The sequence below is a fragment of the Agreia sp. genome (genome assembly GCF_964263775.1).
Lineage (GTDB): Bacteria > Actinomycetota > Actinomycetes > Actinomycetales > Microbacteriaceae > Agreia.
In genome coordinates, this window is sequence record NZ_CAXVWM010000133.1 from 48,397 (window position 1) to 64,136 (window position 15,740).

15 protein-coding genes are annotated in these 15,740 nt (G+C 66.0%); 6 read left to right on the forward strand and 9 right to left on the reverse strand.

Annotated elements, in window-relative coordinates:
* Positions 1 to 44: 44 nt before the first annotated feature.
* The 3 genes from ACE5CZ_RS10485 to guaB all read right to left on the reverse strand — a co-directional run bounded on the left by ACE5CZ_RS10485 (position 45) and on the right by guaB (position 4,510).
* A complete protein-coding gene (locus ACE5CZ_RS10485; RefSeq protein ID WP_374947272.1) occupies positions 45 to 1,772 on the reverse strand; it encodes a glycerol-3-phosphate dehydrogenase/oxidase in 1,728 nt (575 codons plus the stop codon).
* Positions 1,773 to 1,851: 79 nt separating this feature from the next.
* Complete coding sequence (locus ACE5CZ_RS10490; protein WP_374947273.1) at positions 1,852 to 2,970, reverse strand: GuaB3 family IMP dehydrogenase-related protein; 1,119 nt, start codon at positions 2,968 to 2,970, stop codon at positions 1,852 to 1,854.
* A gap of 37 nt (positions 2,971 to 3,007) precedes the next feature.
* Positions 3,008 to 4,510 (reverse strand): IMP dehydrogenase, encoded by a 1,503-nt coding sequence (guaB, locus tag ACE5CZ_RS10495; protein ID WP_374947274.1) that lies wholly within the window; start codon positions 4,508 to 4,510, stop codon positions 3,008 to 3,010.
* 210 nt (positions 4,511 to 4,720) lie between these two features.
* On the opposite strand from guaB, the gene ACE5CZ_RS10500 reads away from it, so the two are divergent.
* The 5 genes from ACE5CZ_RS10500 to ACE5CZ_RS10520 are packed head-to-tail and all read left to right on the forward strand — an operon-like array spanning position 4,721 to position 9,797.
* The gene (locus ACE5CZ_RS10500; RefSeq protein ID WP_374947275.1) at positions 4,721 to 6,142 is read left to right on the forward strand and encodes a branched-chain amino acid ABC transporter permease; all 1,422 of its coding nucleotides are present in this window, start codon (positions 4,721 to 4,723) and stop codon (positions 6,140 to 6,142) included.
* A gap of 11 nt (positions 6,143 to 6,153) precedes the next feature.
* Positions 6,154 to 7,131 carry a branched-chain amino acid ABC transporter permease gene (locus ACE5CZ_RS10505; protein ID WP_374947276.1) on the forward strand — a complete coding sequence of 326 codons (978 nt, stop codon included), beginning with the start codon at positions 6,154 to 6,156 and terminating at the stop codon, positions 7,129 to 7,131.
* On the forward strand, positions 7,124 to 8,137 hold the full coding sequence (locus ACE5CZ_RS10510; RefSeq protein WP_374947277.1) for an ABC transporter ATP-binding protein: 1,014 nt from the start codon (positions 7,124 to 7,126) through the stop codon (positions 8,135 to 8,137). Before ACE5CZ_RS10505 ends, ACE5CZ_RS10510 begins: the two co-directional genes overlap by 8 nt.
* A complete protein-coding gene (locus ACE5CZ_RS10515; protein WP_374947278.1) occupies positions 8,134 to 8,904 on the forward strand; it encodes an ABC transporter ATP-binding protein in 771 nt (256 codons plus the stop codon). Before ACE5CZ_RS10510 ends, ACE5CZ_RS10515 begins: the two co-directional genes overlap by 4 nt.
* Positions 8,905 to 8,915: 11 nt before the next feature.
* Positions 8,916 to 9,797, forward strand: a complete 882-nt coding sequence (locus ACE5CZ_RS10520; RefSeq protein ID WP_374947279.1) for a hypothetical protein — start codon at positions 8,916 to 8,918, stop codon at positions 9,795 to 9,797.
* 60 nt (positions 9,798 to 9,857) lie between these two features.
* Here the strand turns inward: ACE5CZ_RS10520 and ACE5CZ_RS10525 are convergent, their stop codons facing one another.
* The 3 genes from ACE5CZ_RS10525 to groES form a co-directional block, all read right to left on the reverse strand.
* Positions 9,858 to 11,126, reverse strand: coding sequence for an ABC transporter substrate-binding protein (locus ACE5CZ_RS10525; protein ID WP_374947280.1), 1,269 nt, complete (start codon positions 11,124 to 11,126; stop codon positions 9,858 to 9,860).
* A 139-nt stretch (positions 11,127 to 11,265) separates the two neighbouring features.
* The gene (gene rarD / locus ACE5CZ_RS10530; RefSeq protein WP_374947281.1) at positions 11,266 to 12,222 is read right to left on the reverse strand and encodes an EamA family transporter RarD; all 957 of its coding nucleotides are present in this window, start codon (positions 12,220 to 12,222) and stop codon (positions 11,266 to 11,268) included.
* 100 nt (positions 12,223 to 12,322) lie between these two features.
* Complete coding sequence (groES, locus tag ACE5CZ_RS10535; RefSeq protein ID WP_044440065.1) at positions 12,323 to 12,619, reverse strand: co-chaperone GroES; 297 nt, start codon at positions 12,617 to 12,619, stop codon at positions 12,323 to 12,325.
* A 166-nt stretch (positions 12,620 to 12,785) separates the two neighbouring features.
* On the opposite strand from groES, the gene ACE5CZ_RS10540 reads away from it, so the two are divergent.
* The gene (locus ACE5CZ_RS10540; RefSeq protein WP_374947282.1) at positions 12,786 to 13,973 is read left to right on the forward strand and encodes an SAM-dependent methyltransferase; all 1,188 of its coding nucleotides are present in this window, start codon (positions 12,786 to 12,788) and stop codon (positions 13,971 to 13,973) included.
* Positions 13,974 to 14,037: 64 nt separating this feature from the next.
* Here ACE5CZ_RS10540 and ACE5CZ_RS10545 read toward each other — a convergent pair whose 3' ends face one another.
* The 3 genes from ACE5CZ_RS10545 to ACE5CZ_RS10555 form a co-directional block, all read right to left on the reverse strand.
* Positions 14,038 to 14,589, reverse strand: a complete 552-nt coding sequence (locus tag ACE5CZ_RS10545; protein ID WP_374947283.1) for a hypothetical protein — start codon at positions 14,587 to 14,589, stop codon at positions 14,038 to 14,040.
* Positions 14,590 to 14,666: 77 nt separating this feature from the next.
* Positions 14,667 to 14,993 carry a DUF4190 domain-containing protein gene (locus ACE5CZ_RS10550; RefSeq protein WP_374947284.1) on the reverse strand — a complete coding sequence of 109 codons (327 nt, stop codon included), beginning with the start codon at positions 14,991 to 14,993 and terminating at the stop codon, positions 14,667 to 14,669.
* A 10-nt stretch (positions 14,994 to 15,003) separates the two neighbouring features.
* Positions 15,004 to 15,740, reverse strand: a 737-nt coding sequence (locus ACE5CZ_RS10555; protein ID WP_374947285.1) for a tRNA (adenosine(37)-N6)-threonylcarbamoyltransferase complex transferase subunit TsaD, incomplete at its 5' end; no start/stop codon positions are given.

Sequence of the window (15,740 nt, forward strand, 5' to 3'; positions counted from 1 at the left end):
GCGCTGAACGACGCGTCCGTTGCCTCAGCTTGGCGAGGGGCCTGCTACTCGCCCGCGATGTCGGGCGCCTCGAGCCGGATGCGATCGGCCGAGATGTCGTCGGGCTGCTCCTGGCTCGCACGCTCCGCAGCGACCCGGCGCAGGTAGTTCGCGACTTCGCGCTCAATCCGCGCCTCGTCCCAGCCCAACACACCGGCCATGAGTCGAGCGGCGACCGGAGCCGCGGAGACTCCCCTGTCCCACGCCTCGATCGAGATGCGCGTTCGTCGCGCGAGCACGTCTTCGAGGTGCAGAGCGCCTTCGTGGCTCGCCGCGTAGACGACCTCGGCGGCCAGGTAGTCGTCGGCTCCTGGTAAGGGTTCGGCGAGTTCGGGGTCGGCCGTGATGAGATCGAGCAATTCGTCGGTCAGCGTTCCGAAGCGGTTGAGCAGGTGCTCGATGCGCACCGTGTGCACGCCGAACTTGCGGGCGATCTTGCTGCGCTTGTTCCACGCCGCCTGGTAGCCCTCCGCCCCCAGAAGCGCGATGTCTTCGGTGACGCTGCCCGCGATCTTGCCGTCGAGTGCCGAGACGGCCGCATCGATCGCGTCTTTCGCCATGACCCGGTAGGTCGTCCACTTGCCACCGGCGATCACGACGAGGCCCGGAACGGAATGCGCGACGAGGTGCTCGCGCGACAGCTTCGACGTCTGGTCGCTCTCTCCCGCGAGGAGTGGGCGCAGACCCGCGTAGACGCCCTCGACGTCGTCACGCGTGAGGGGCACGTTCAGAACGGTGTTGACGTGCTCGAGAACGTAGTCGATGTCGGCGGCGGTCGCCGCAGGATGGGCCTTGTCGAGGTGCCAGTCGGTGTCGGTGGTGCCGACGAGCCAGTGCCGACCCCACGGAATGACGAACAGCACGCTCTTCTCGGTGCGCAGCAGCAGGCCCATCGATGACTGGAAGCGGTCGCGCGGCACCACGAGGTGGATGCCCTTCGATGCGCGCACCTTGAACTGCCCGCGCTCACCGACCATGGCCTGGGTGTCGTCGGTCCACACGCCGGTGGCGTTGACGACCTGCTTGGCGCGGATCTCGAACTTCTCACCCGTCTGCAGGTCGTGCGCGTGCACGCCGACCACGCGCTGGCCCACCTTGACGAATCCTTCGACTCGCACCCGGCTCGCCGCGTGGGCGCCGTACGACGAGGCTGTGCGCACGACCGAAGCGCCATAGCGCGCGTCGTCGACCTGGGCATCGTAGTAGGTGATGCCTCCGATGAGGGCGTCGTGCGCCATGCTCGGAATGGCCCGCTGCACCTGGCCGCGGGTCAGGTGGCGGTGGTGCGGAACGCCGGGTGGGCGACCGCCGGTGTACGAGAAGAGGTCGTAGAGAACCATGCCGGCGCCGATGTAGAAGCGGTCGATGAAGCGGCGCTTGAGGGGAATGAGAAAGCGAACCGGCTTCACGAGGTGCGGCGCGATGCGCTGCAGCAGCAGCCCTCGTTCGATCAGTGCCTCGCGCACGAGGCGGAAATTCAGCTGCTCGAGGTAGCGAACGCCGCCGTGTACGAGCTTCGACGAGCGAGAACTCGTTCCACTCGACCAGTCGCGCGCCTCGACGATGCCCACCCGCAATCCGCGCGTCGCAGCATCGAGTGCGGCTCCCGCCCCGACGATGCCGCCGCCCACGACCAGGATGTCGAGCTCTTTGCTCTTCAACGCCTCGATGGCGGCTTCACGCTCTTCGGGGCCCAGCTTCGTCGACCGGGACACACTGTTCGCTTCAGCCATTTGGGCCTCCTCGTCATAGAGAATCGGTCGCCTCAGTCTACCCGGGACGGGTCAGTAAACGGCGACCCGGATCAGGTGGCTAGTGGGTCAGATACGGAGCGACCACCACGTCGATGCGCTGGAATTCTTTCAGGTCGGAGTATCCGGTCGTCGCCATGGCGCGACGCAGCGCGCCCATGAGGTTCGCCGTGCCGTCAGCGACGGGCGACGGTCCGTTGAGGATCTCCTCGAGCGGGGCGACCTGTCCCACGTGAACCCGGTTTCCTCGGGGAAGCTGCGTGTGGTGCGCCTCGCTGCCCCAGTGATATCCGCCACCGGGCGCATCGGTCGCGCGTGCCAGGGCGGTGCCGAGCATCACGGCGTCGGCTCCCACAGAGATTGCCTTCACGATGTCGCCCGAGGTGCCGAGGCCACCGTCTGCGATGACGTGCACATAGCGGCCGCCCGACTCGTCCATGTAGTCGCGGCGAGCCCCGGCGACATCGGCGACGGCCGTGGCCATGGGCGCGTGGAGGCCGCGGGTCGCGCGGGTGGTCGCCGCGGCTCCTCCGCCGAATCCGACGAGCACGCCGGCGGCCCCGGTGCGCATGAGGTGCAGCGCGGCGGTGTAGGTGGCTGCGCCGCCCACGATGACCGGCACGTCGAGCTCGTAGATGAACTTCTTCAGGTTCAGCGGCTCGGTGCTCTTCGAGACGTGCTCGGCCGAGACGGTCGTTCCGCGGATCACGAAGAGGTCGACGCCCGCGGCGACGACCGTCTCGTAGAGTTCTTGGGTGCGCTGCGGCGAGAGCGCTGCGGCGACGGTGACACCCGCCGCGCGGATCTCGGCCAGGCGGGCCGTGACGAGTTCGGGTTTGATGGACTCGGCGTAGATCTCGCGCATGCGCGCGGTCGCCGAGCCTTCATCGAGCGTGCGGATCTCGTCGAGGATCGGCTCGGGGTTCTCGTAGCGCGTCCAGACGCCCTCGAGGTCGAGCACCCCCACGCCGCCGAGCTGTCCCATGCGGATGGCCGTGGCCGGGGAGACCACGGAATCCATCGGGGCGGCCAGCACCGGCATGCCGAAATGGTACGCATCGATCGTCCAGTTGATCGACACGTCGTGCGGGTCGCGGGTGCGCCGCGAGGGCACGACGGCGATGTCGTCGAAGGCGTAGACGCGACGGCCCCGCTTGTTGCGACCGATTTCGATATCCATACTCACGGGCCACAAGCCTACCGGTAGGGCCGAGAGCCTACCGGCGGTAGTTCGGCGCCTCGACGACCATCTGCACGTCGTGGGGGTGCGACTCCTTCAGACCAGCGGCCGTGATGCGCACGAAACGGCCCTTCTCTTTGAGTTCGCCGATCGTGCGGGCACCCGTGTAGAACATCGACTGGCGCAGGCCGCCGACGAGCTGGTAGGCGACGCTCGCGAGCGGGCCCCGATAGGGAACCTGGCCCTCGATGCCCTCGGCGATGAGCTTGTCGTCGCTCGGAACATCGGACTGGAAGTAGCGATCCTTCGAGTACGACGTCTTCTCGCCGCGCGTCTGCAGGGCACCGAGCGAGCCCATTCCGCGATAGTTCTTGAACTGCTTGCCGTTGACGAAGACCAGGTCGCCCGGGCTCTCGTCGCAGCCGGCGAGCAGCGAGCCGAGCATGACGGTGTCGGCACCGGCGACGAGCGCCTTGGCGATGTCGCCCGAGTACTGCAGCCCTCCGTCGGCGATCACCGGGATGCCGTGCGGCTTGGCCGCGAGGGACGCCTCGTAGACGGCCGTCACCTGCGGCACGCCGACCCCGGCGACGACCCGCGTCGTGCAGATCGACCCGGGGCCGACGCCGACCTTGATGGCGTCGGCACCGGCATCCACCAACGCCTGCGCACCCGAGCGGGTGGCGACATTGCCGCCGATGATGTCGACCGCCTCGAACGCGCTGTCGCGCTTCAACCGGCGGATGATGTCGAGCACTCCGGCACTGTCGCCGTTCGCCGTGTCGACCACGATGACATCGACCCCCGCCTCGAGCAGGCTCGTGGCGCGTTGCCAGGCGTCGCCGAAGAATCCGATCGCGGCCCCGACGCGCAGGCGCCCGGCCGAGTCTTTCGTGGCGAAAGGGTACTTCTCGCTCTTGTCGAAGTCTTTGACCGTGATGAGGCCGGTGAGTCTGCCCTGCTCGTCGACGATGGGCAGCTTCTCGATCTTGTGCTGGGCGAAGATGGCGACGGCGTCGTCGGGATCGATGCCCTGGCGACCGGTGATGAGTGGAGCCTTGGTCATCACGTCGCGCACCAGGGTCGTGGCCTTCTCGAATTGCGAGACGAAGCGCATGTCGCGGTTGGTGATGATTCCCACGAGCACGCCGCCCTGGTCGACGACGGGAAGACCGGAGACGCGGAAGTGACCGCAGAGGGCGTCGACCTCGGCGACGGTGGCATCGGCGGTCGTGGTGACCGGATCGGTGACCATTCCCGATTCGCTGCGCTTCACCAGGTCGACCTGGCTCGCCTGGTCGGCGATCGAGAGGTTGCGGTGAAGGATGCCGAGACCGCCCTGCCGCGCCATGGCGACGGCCATGCGCGACTCGGTGACGGTATCCATGGCGGCGCTGAGAAGGGGCGTCGCGACGTCGATGCGGCGAGTCAACCTCGACGCGGTGTCGGCCTCGCTCGGAATGACGTCTGTGTGCCCCGGCAGGAGCATCACGTCGTCGTACGTCAGTCCGATAAAACCGAAGGGATCCGCCTGGTCCACATGCACCTCACCTAGTAGAAAAATCTCTCCACAAGAGTAACGGTTAGGTGCGCACGTTATTCCAGTGTAAGAAAGTACCTGCGCGCCCCTGAGTTTTTCTCTCGTGTCGAAACAAGAAGGCAACAATGGGGCGCTATGTTCTAGCAACGTTGCTCGACCATAGATACCGGAGCCCGGTCCCGTCCGGAGCTCCTCACAGGAGGTGCACCCTTGCTCGCTGGCATAAGACCCGGGCAGTCGGCTCGATTGATCGCGATGCTCATCGCGTCTGTCGTTCTCTGTCTATCCGTCGTGCTCGGAGGATCCGCCCTCGGCGCATCAGCTGCTGACACGGCCGTTTCCACGTCCACCACGACGGAGCAATCGATTTTGGCGTGGGTGCGCACCGACGCCGATAAGGCCGGTGTCGCGAACGTCTCGATCACCGTCGAGGGCGAAGGCGGCACCGAGACGGGGGTCACCGGCGAAGACGGCAAGGCCGTCATCCCCGTGAGCGAAGCGGGCACCTATACGGTGACGATCGACGAAGACGCGCTGCCGGTCGAGACCGGCTATCCGCGCCCGTCGACGAACCCGGCCGAGGTCGAGGTGTTCGCGGGCAACACCGAGGTGCCCGCCATCTTCTTCTTGTCGCCCGACAACACCAAGGGCGCCGTCGCGGCTCCCACCGACTCCTCCACCAGCGAGCCGGCCCCGGGCGCCGGCGACGAGACCGGATCGACGTCGACGACCGCGCCGGTCACGGCCGACACGTTCTGGCTGCGCTTCTGGCCGCAGCTGGTCACGGGCCTCATCTTCGGTCTGCTGATCGCCTTGGCGGCGATCGGCGCGTCCCTCATCTATGGAACCACCGGGCTGAACAACTTCGCCCACGGAGAGCTGGTCACCTTCGGCGCCCTGATGGCCTATCTGTTCTCGGGAATCATCGGGCTCCCCGCCGTCATCGCGATTCCCGCGGCGATGGTACTGGGCGGCCTGTTCGGGTGGGCCCAGGATGCCGGCATCTGGCGACCGCTGCGCAAGCGCGGGCTGGGCCTGATTCCGATGATGATCGTCACCATCGGTCTCTCGCTTGCCTTGAGGTATGTCTTCGTCCTCCTCTTCGGACCCGACCGACTGACCCTGCCGAACAGCACCAAGCCGTTCCTCGTGATCGGCTCGGTCAGCCTCAAGTTCACCGACGTCGCGGGAGCTGTGATCGCGATCGTGGTCATCCTCGGCGTCGCCCTCGTGCTCACCAAGACCAAGATCGGAAAGGCCATGCGCGCCGTGTCCGACAACCGGGCGCTCGCATCGGCATCCGGCATCAACGTCGAGCGCGTCATCCGCGTCGTCTGGGTGGGTTCGGGTGCGCTGGCCGCCCTCGCCGGTGTCTACGTGGGCTACTACCAGTCGCTCCGGTGGGACACGGGCGCGTCGATCCTGCTTCTCATCTTCGCGGCGATCACCCTGGGTGGACTCGGCTCCGCATACGGCGCTCTCGTGGGAGCGGTGGTCATCGGCCTCATCATGAACCTGTCGACGTTGTGGATTCCGGAGAACCTCAAGTTCGTCGCCCCGCTCGTGCTCATGATCATCATTCTGCTCGTCAGGCCCCAGGGCATCCTGGGCCGCAAAGAGCGCGTCGGCTAGGGAAGGTCACCATGAACGGCAATTTCATCTGGCTCGCCATCGGCGAGATCTTCTCGCCGACAACCGCGGCCTACGCACTCGCAACCATCGGGCTCGTGATCCACTTCGGCTTCACCGGCCTGCTCAACTTCGGGCAGGCGGGGTTCATGGCCGTCGGCGGCTACGCGTTCGCGATCACCTCGGTGGTCTACAGCTGGCCGCTCTGGGGCTCGTTCCTCGCGGCCATCGCCGCGGCCACCGTGTTCGCACTCATCTTGGGAATACCCACCCTGAGACTCAGGGCGGACTATCTGAGCATCGTGACCATCGCGGCAGCCGAGATCATCCGACTATCGGTCAAGACCCCCGAGTTCTCGGACGTCACGGGCGGCTCAGAGGGCATCAACGGCGCCGCACGGGCCTTCAATGCCGTCAACCCGCTGCCGGAGGGCCGCTGGGGGCTGACCGGAACTCCCCTGGTCTTCAACCAAGACCAATGGTGGATCCGCATAGTCGGCTGGGGCCTCGTCGCCCTCGCCTGCCTCCTTGTCTTCCTTCTGATGCGCAGTCCCTGGGGCCGGGTCATCATGGGAATCCGTGAAGACGAGGATGCCGTGCGGTCCCTCGGCAAGAACGTGTTCTCGTACAAGATCCAGGCGCTCATCCTGGGTGGCGTGCTCGGAGGCCTGGCGGGAGTGGTGTTCATTCTGCCCAGGTCGCTGCAGCCCGACAACTACGGCACCCAGCTCACGTTCTTCCTGTACACGATCATGCTTCTCGGCGGAGCGGCCACCGTGTTCGGCCCGGTGGTGGGTTCCATCATCTTCTGGGTCACCCTGTCGCTCACCGACGGACTCCTCAGCCTCGGCATCGAGGCCGGAGTCCTCCCGCTCACGACGACCCAGACCGGCCCGATCCGATTCATCATCGTCGGTGTCGCACTGATGCTGCTCGTGATATTCCGTCCGCAAGGAATCTTCGGCAAGAAGAAGGATCTGCACTTTGCCTGATAAAACACTCGTATCCGACATCACCGACGACGTGATCGCTCCGGGCGTCAAGAAGAAAGACCCGATCGTCGTCGCGCACGCCGTGAGTCGCCGATTCGGCGGCCTCACCGCGGTCGACGTCGCTCACCTCGAGATTCCTCGCGGCTCGATCACCGCTCTCATCGGCCCGAACGGCGCCGGCAAGACCACGTTCTTCAACCTGCTCACCGGTTTCGACAAGCCGAACACGGGCAACTGGACTTTCAAGGGCAAGAGCCTGGCCGGAGTTCCCGCCTTCAAGGTCTCGCGAATGGGCATGGTGCGCACGTTCCAGCTCACGAAGGCGCTGAGCGGCATGACGGTTCTCGAGAACATGCGCCTCGGTGCCACCAAGCAGGGCGGGGAGAACATCTTCGTCTCGCTGTTCAAGCCGCTCTGGAAGGCCAAGGAAGACGAGATCACCGAGCGGGCCATGCAGTTGCTGACCAAGTTCAAGCTCGACACGAAGAAAGACGACTACGCGTCGAGCCTGTCGGGCGGGCAGAAGAAGCTGCTCGAGATGGCGCGCGCGCTCATGTCGAGCCCCGAGCTCGTGATGCTCGACGAGCCGATGGCCGGCGTCAACCCGGCGCTGACCCAGTCGCTGCTGGGTCACATCGTGAATCTGAAAGACGAGGGCATGACCGTGCTCTTCGTCGAGCACGATATGCACATGGTCAACACGATCGCCGACTGGGTGATCGTGATGGCCGAGGGCAAGGTCGTCGCCGAGGGCCCGCCCTCATCCGTCATGTCCGACCCCGCGGTCATCGACGCCTACCTCGGGGCTCATCACGCCAGCGACCTCGGAACAATCGAGGGCCAGCTCGAGGTCGCGGAAGAGATGGAGTCCGACCTCATCCGCAACGAGGTCGAGCACGACGCGGAGGCCGCAGGAATCGCCGTGCCAGAGCGCGAGGCCGCGTCGAACCCCGTCGCGTTGAACCCCGTCGCGGCGAACCCCGTCGATCGAGAGGAAAACAAGTGAGCACCGTCACCGATCGCGTCCTCGTCACCCGTGAGCTCTACGCGGGCTACGTTCCCGGCGTCAACATTCTGAACGGGTCGAACGTCTACGTGAACCGCGGCGAACTCGTCGGCATCATCGGCCCCAACGGTGCCGGAAAGTCGACCCTGCTCAAGGCCATCTTCGGTCTCGTCAACATCCGCAGCGGCACAGTCGAACTCGACGGCGAAGACATCACCGGGTTGAAGGCCGACAAGCTCGTGTCGAAGGGCGTGGGCTTCGTGCCGCAGAACAACAACGTCTTTCCCTCGCTCACCATCGAAGAGAACCTCGAGATGGGCATGTACCAGAAGCCCAAGCTGTTCAAGACGCGGCTGGCGTTCGTCGAAGACCTGTTTCCCGAATTGTCGAAGCGGCTCAAGCAGCGTGCCGGTTCGCTGTCGGGCGGTGAGCGACAGATGGTCGCCATGTCGCGGGCCCTGATGATGGACCCGAGCATGCTGCTTCTCGACGAGCCCAGCGCCGGACTCTCGCCCATGCGTCAAGACGAGACGTTCGTGAACGTGCAGCGCATCAATCGCGCCGGCGTCTCGATCATGATCGTCGAACAGAACGCGCGCCGTGCGCTGCAGATCTGTGATCGCGGCTACGTTCTCGACCAGGGAAAAGATGCGTACGAAGGTCCTGGGCGCGATTTGATGAACGACCCCAAGGTCATCGAGCTCTACCTCGGAACCCTCGCCACGACGAACGAGGTCACCACCTCGACGCCGACGGTGGGCGGCTGACAGCCGAGGCCATGCTGAGGCCCGGCGCCCGAGCCCCACGATTCGCCCGCACCGGCATCCTGGCGGCCGGACTGCTGGGCCTCTGCGCATGCCAGGGGCCTGTGCCGCTCGATGCGCTTCCCCAGGGCGTGACCGTCGACATCCAGCAGAATCGCGACGACTACGGGCCTCGGCGACTCGAGATCAAGGTCGCCAACGAGAGCGACGCGACCATAAAGGTCACGCGCGCCACGGTCGAGAGTTCCGTATTCGCGACCGGATCGTCGACCACACGAACGTCGGAGATTCCCCGCGGCGTGACCAGGGATCTGCGGGTCGTGCTCAAAGAGACCGTGTGCGCCCCGGCAACGCCCGAAGAGACACGCGTGCGCATCGAGTTCGAGACCGCCGGCGGCCGGGTCGGTGAGGCCACCGTGACGCCCGGTGACAGGTTCGGTGCCATCACGCGCGTGCACGCCCAGGACTGCCTCGAGGAGACGGCCCTGTCGATCATCGACATCGAGCCGTCGGAGACGCTTCGCGTAGTGGATGTCGCGGGCGTGCCGACGGCGCAACTCGACTTCGCGATCACCCCGCGACAGGCGGCCGGCGCGGCGGGCACGATCACGATCGAGTCGATAGCCCGCACCATCCTCCTGCGGCCGCCTTCTTCCGACTCCTGGCCCGTCGGCAGCACCTTCGCGGCGACGAGCGACACCGCTGTCGTGACGCTCGACGTTCTTCCGAACAACTGCAACACCCACACAGTCGCCGAAGACAAGCGCGGCACATTCTTTCCGTTTCAGGTCTCGACGGGTGCCGGCGGCGAGGGCATCTTCTACATCGGAGTGAGCGATGCCGTGCGCGGCCAGTTCTACGACTACATCGCACACGACTACTGCCACTGGAGCTGACCGCACGACGAAAGGGCCCGATCTGGGAAGACCGGGCCCCTCGTCTATTGCGTCAGTGAGCTAGTCGAGCTTGCCGAAGACCTGCTCTTCGAACGAGGTCTTGTTGCCCGTGGCGTACTTGTAGATCGAGACATAGGCCTCGGTCGGGTCGCCGTTCTCATCGAACGTGATGGGACCGGAGATGCCGTCGTAGTCGACGTCTTCGCCATCGGCGATGAGCTTGGCGCAATCAGCGAACGACTCGCACTTGGTTCCCTTTTCGGAGACCGCCTGCAGGTTGTCCTTGAGGGTTGCACCGTCGGTGTCGCCACCCTGAAGAGCAGCGAGAGCGAGCAGCGTGGTGGCGTCGTAAGACTCGGCAGCATAGCTGAACACGGTCAGCGGGTCGCTGCCCTGCTCCTTGACGAGCGCCTGCAGCTTCTCCTGGAACTCGGCCTTGGCCTCGACACCGGGGTTGGTGAACTGAGCGCCGGCGATGTCGACGTTCGTGTCTTTGTCGGTGATGACGCCGTAGTTGCCGTCTGCGCCGTAGAACTTCGAGAAGTCGAAGCCCTTGGCCGCGAGCTGCTCGGCGATGGTCTTGATCTCGTCGAACGAGATGACGACCAGCGCGTCGGGGTCGGTGGAGAGAACGCTCGTGAGTGCCGAGTTGAAGTCGGTCGAGGCGGGCTCGAAGGTCTCTTCGGCGCCGACGGTCGCGCCGCCGTCTTCGAGGGCTTTCTTGATGTTCTCTTCGAGTCCGGTGCCGTAGGCGTCGTTCATGTAGAGAATCGAGACGTTGGTCTTGCCGTCTTTGATGATCTTGTTGCCGAGAATGCGGCCCTGGAGAACATCGGAGGGGGCGGTGCGCCAGTAGTAGCCGTCGTCTTCGTACGACGTGAAGTCGGGCGAGGTGTTGGCGGGCGAGATCTGCACGACGCCGGCCTGGGTGACCTGGTCGATGAACGTCTTCGAGACACCGGAAGAAGCCGCACCGATGACCGCTGAGACGCCGTCGGCGATGAGCGAGCTGGCCGACTGCGAGGCGATGTCGGTCGTGGTGTCGCCCGAGTCTTTCTGGGTCACGTCGACCGTGATGCCGGCTTTGGCATCGTTGATGTCTTTTGCGGCCAGGTCGACGCCGGCGATCTCGGGCGGGCCGAGAACCGCGAGGGTGCCGGTCTGCGGGAGGATCGTGCCGATCTTGAGGGACAGGTCACCGGAGTCGCTGGCGCTGTCAGTCGAGCCGCTCGAGCAGCCGACGAGAACGAGCGCGCTGATTCCCAGAATGGCCGCGCCACCCAGGGTGGTCTTCAGCGACCGGGAACCGGTCTTGGCGAATACGCCCATGATGCTCCTTGAATGTGAATGTTTTGTGGGGTACGGCACAACGAAGTTGGCCGTCCTGTAAAGCTAACGGCCCGAGGTCGCACCGACAATACATTCCTGTTACGGGCGTGTAACGCGACCCAATCGTTACCTTTGCCCGTCAGACCGCCTCCGCCACACGCATCCGGCCCGCCCGGGCAGTTCGAATGAGGTCGACGGAGAGCACGATCAGGGCGAGCCAGACGAGGCTGAAGCCGAGCCACCTTTCGAGCGGCATCGGCTCGCCGAGGATGAACACCCCGAAAAGGAACTGGAGAATCGGAGCCACGTACTGGATGAAGCCCATGTAGATGAGCGGCAGCCTCTTCGCCGCCGAGGCGAAGAGCAGCAGGGGCACAGCGGTGATCACTCCCGCCCCGATCATCAGGACGACGTGCACGGCACCCGACGATCCGAGGGCGAGACCCGGCGACGTCGATGCCACAACGATGACCTGCACGGCGGCGACGGGGAGCAGCCACAGGGTCTCGAGGGTGAGGCCCGACACGGCGTCGACCGACCGGCCGACCCTCTTCTTCACGAAACCGTAGAGTCCGAAAGAGAATGCCAGGATGAGGGCGATCCAGGGCACGGACCCGTAGCCGACCGTGAGCACACCGACGGCGATCACGCTGATACCCAGTGCGACCCACTGAGCTACGCGCAGCCGCTCCCCCAAGATCATCACACCCAGCAAGATCGTGACGATCGGGTTGATGAAGTAGCCGAGTGCCGTCTCGACGACGTGCCCGCTCGTGGCGCCGATCACGTAGGTCTGCCAGTTGACGTAGATCAGCACGCCTGCGAGGCCCATCGTGAACAGGAGGCGCGGCTGCCGCACGATGGCGATGAACGCCGGCCACGCGCGCGTGATCGTGATGACGAGCGCGCAGAACGCCAGCGAGAAGAAGATGCGCACAGCCACGATCTCGAAGGGACCCGAAGGCAGGAGCATCAAAAAGTACGCGGGCAGAAACCCCCACAACGTGTATGCGCCTACGGCGTAGAGTATGCCCGACCGCGACGGCTGGTCGTCGAGCTGCGGGGCGGATACGGGGGAAGCGGCGGGTCTGGACACTCAAGGAATGCTACCTCCGGCCTCGGTCCGCCGGGCTCGCCGCACAACGAAAAAGACCCGGATGGCAGAGCCACCCGGGTCTTTGGCTGTTTGTCGAAGGTCAGCGAACGACCACGGCGAGCACGTCGCGGGCCGACAGCACGAGAAGGTCTTCTCCGCCGTACTTGACCTCAGTTCCGCCGTACTTGGAGTAGATGACCTTGTCGCCCACGGCGACGTCGATCGGAACGCGGTTGCCGTTGTCGTCTACGCGACCGGGGCCCACGGCGACGACCTCGCCCTCTTGGGGCTTCTCTTTGGCAGTGTCAGGAATGACCAGGCCCGAGGCCGTGGTCTGCTCTGCCTCGACCTGGCGGATAACGATGCGATCCTCGAGCGGCTTGATGGAGACCGACACGGTTGACCTCTTCTTTCTTCACGTCTGTATTAGCACACTCATAACCAGAGTGCTAAGACGAGTTTAGGGGGTCGACTGGCACTCGGTCAATCCGAGTGCCAGCCGCGGCGGCACGCCGAACCCGTCTGACCGGCGTCTAGGCTGACGGGGTGAACTGGCACAGCGAATGAACTCAGACGAGCTCGGCCTGGTGATGACGTCGACGGCCCTGCGGCTGCTCGATTCGCTGCCGGCCTACGGCGACATCACCGATATCGTCGCGACTGTCGCCGCCCTTCGTCGCGACGGACATCCGGCAGACCTCGTGTCGGCGGTCCTGACGCAGTCGCGACTGCGGGCGAAGGCCACGACGAAGTTCGGCGAGTTCGCATCGCGCATGCTGTTCACCGAGGCGGGACTCGAGCAGGCCACGCGCCTGCGGGTCGCCGCCCTGCACGCCGGGCGATACCAGGCCGCCGGCATCCGGAGCGTCGCAGACCTGGGGTGCGGTATCGGGGCCGATGCCCTCGCCCTCGCCGCGCTCGACTTCGAGGTGCAGGCCGTCGAGCACGACGAAGTCACCGCGGCGATCGCCTCGTACAACCTGGCGCCGTTCTCAAACGTCTCCGTGAGCCTCGGCGACGCCGTCGACCATGACCTCTCACGCGTCGAGTCGGTCTATCTCGACCCCGCGCGACGCACGGCCGGCCACTCCGACACCCGCCGCCTCACCGATCCGAGCGACTACTCGCCGTCGCTCGACTTCGCCTTCGGCGCGGCCCGCAGCATGCCCACGGGCATCAAGCTCGGACCGGGTTTCGACCGCGACATGATTCCCGACGAAGCCGAAGCGCAGTGGATCTCGGTCGACGGCCAGCTGGTCGAGAACAGCCTGTGGTTCGGCTCGCTCGCTCGTGAGGGCATCGCCCGCAGCGCGCTCGTGCTGCGTGGCCAGCACAGCGCCGAGCTGGTCGCTGCCGGCGACAGTATCGATGCTGAGGTGGGCGAGCTCGGCACGTACCTGTACGAGCCCGACGGATCGGTGATCCGCGCCAGACTCATCGGCGACCTCGCCCGATCGTTGGGCGCTCGCATGCTGAGCGAGCAGATCGCCTACCTCAGCTCCGACGCGCTGGTCTCGTCTCCGTTCGTGGCGGCGTTCCGCGTCATCGATACGCTGCCGAGCGACGAAGCGAAGCTCAAGAAAGAGTTGCGGCGCCGGGGCATCGGGCGGCTCGAGATCAAGAAGCGCGGCGTCGACATCGACCCGGCCGTTCTGCGGCGACGACTGTCGCTGTCGGGAGAGGGCGAGGCGACCCTGGTGATGACCCGGGTCGCGGGTCGCCACACGACGATTCTCGCCGAACGGGTCTGAAAAAAGTCTCCACACGAACGAAACGCCCTCCGCCGTGGGGCGGAGGGCGTTTCGGTACTGAGACCTAGTAGCTGCTGTAGCCGGAGTTCGCAGTTCCGATGATGATGAACAGCAATACGATGCCGAAGATGATGGACAGCGCGATGCCGGCGAAACCGGTGATGATCGCGGTCAGCCAGAATCCCTTCGCGGCGGGCTCGCGCTTTTTGCCGAGGAACCCGAGAACGACGGCCCCGATCGAGAAGACCAACCCGAAACCGAACCCGAACAGCGAGACGACGATGCCGACGATACCCGCGATCATGCCGATGAGGCTGAGCGTCTTGGGGGCCGAAGCGACCGGCGAGTAGGGCTGTCCGTAGGGCGCGGCGCCATTGGGGGCCTGCGCGTACGGGTTGGCCGGGGGTGCCTGCTGGTAGCTGGGCGCTCCGTACGAGGGAGTCGACTGCTCAGACGGCGGCGTGTAGGCCGGCGCGGCGGGAGGCGTGTGGGCGGGCGGGGTGGCCGGCGCGCTCGGTGCGCCGTAGCTGGGCGACGACGGTGCGGACGGGGCCGTGGGAGGCAGCGGGGGGACCGACGGCGTGCCCTCGGTCGACGGGGTATTGGGATCAGTCATGGCACCACACTACTGAAGCCGGGTGGCCCACAGCTACGGGACACCCCGATTAGCTCGGCCGGTATCGCTTCTACGGGTCAGAACGTGGTGGGTGGCGTGGGGCCGGAGTTGACATAGACCACGAGGGCGACGAGTGCGGCGACGGTGGCGATGAGGCCGACGTACCCGAGTACGAGGCCCAGCACGGCGAGGATCATGCCGGACTGTCGACGCCGCCGAGCCTGGACGATGCCGATGTGCCCGAGCACGATGGCGACCGGCGAGATGAGCAGCACGCCGGTGATCAGCGCGAAGAGCGCCGGCAGGTTGAGGGTGCGGCGGCCTGCCGTCGGCGCCGCGGGGTGTGATGCCGGAGCTGCTGCGGGATCGGGCGAGTACGGCGCGTAGGCAGGCTGGCTCGACATGAAACCGAGCCTAGCCGACCTGGATCTCGGTGACCGGCAGGGTCGAGTCGGCTCCGAATCCGAGACCCGAGGGGGCGTGGCCGGCCATGATCAGCTGCGCGCCGAGCGCCGCGATCATGGCGCCGTTGTCGGTGCAGAGGCTGAGGGGCGGGATGCGCAGCGCGACGCCGGCGGCCGCGGCCCGAACGGCGGCGACCTCGCGGACGCGGGCGTTGGCCACGACGCCGCCGCCGAGAAGCAGCCGGGGCACACCGTACTCGGCGCACGCCGCGAGCGCCTTCGTGATCAGCACATCGACGACCGCCTCGCGGAAGCTGGCGGCGACGTCGGCGAGCGGCACGTCTTCTGCCGCATCCTGCTTCTTCTCGACCCAGCGGGCGACGGCCGTCTTGAGCCCCGAGAACGAGAAGTCGTAGCGGTGGGCGTCGTGGTCTTTGGGCAGGCTCAGTCCACGCGGAAAGCGGATCGCCCGCGGATTGCCGCCGACGGCCGCGCGGTCGATCTCGGGCCCGCCGGGGTAGGGCAGTCCCAGCAGCCTCGCGACCTTGTCGAACGCCTCTCCCGCCGCGTCATCGATGGTCTCGCCGAGCAGCTCGACGTCGGAGACCAGGTCGCGCACCAGCAGAAGAGACGTGTGCCCGCCAGAGACGAGAAGAGCGATGGTGGGGTACTGGATCTCGCCGTCGTCGCCGTCTCGGCCCGAGCCGCCTGACTCCTCCTGCGGCAGCCGCACCACGTCGGCTCCGA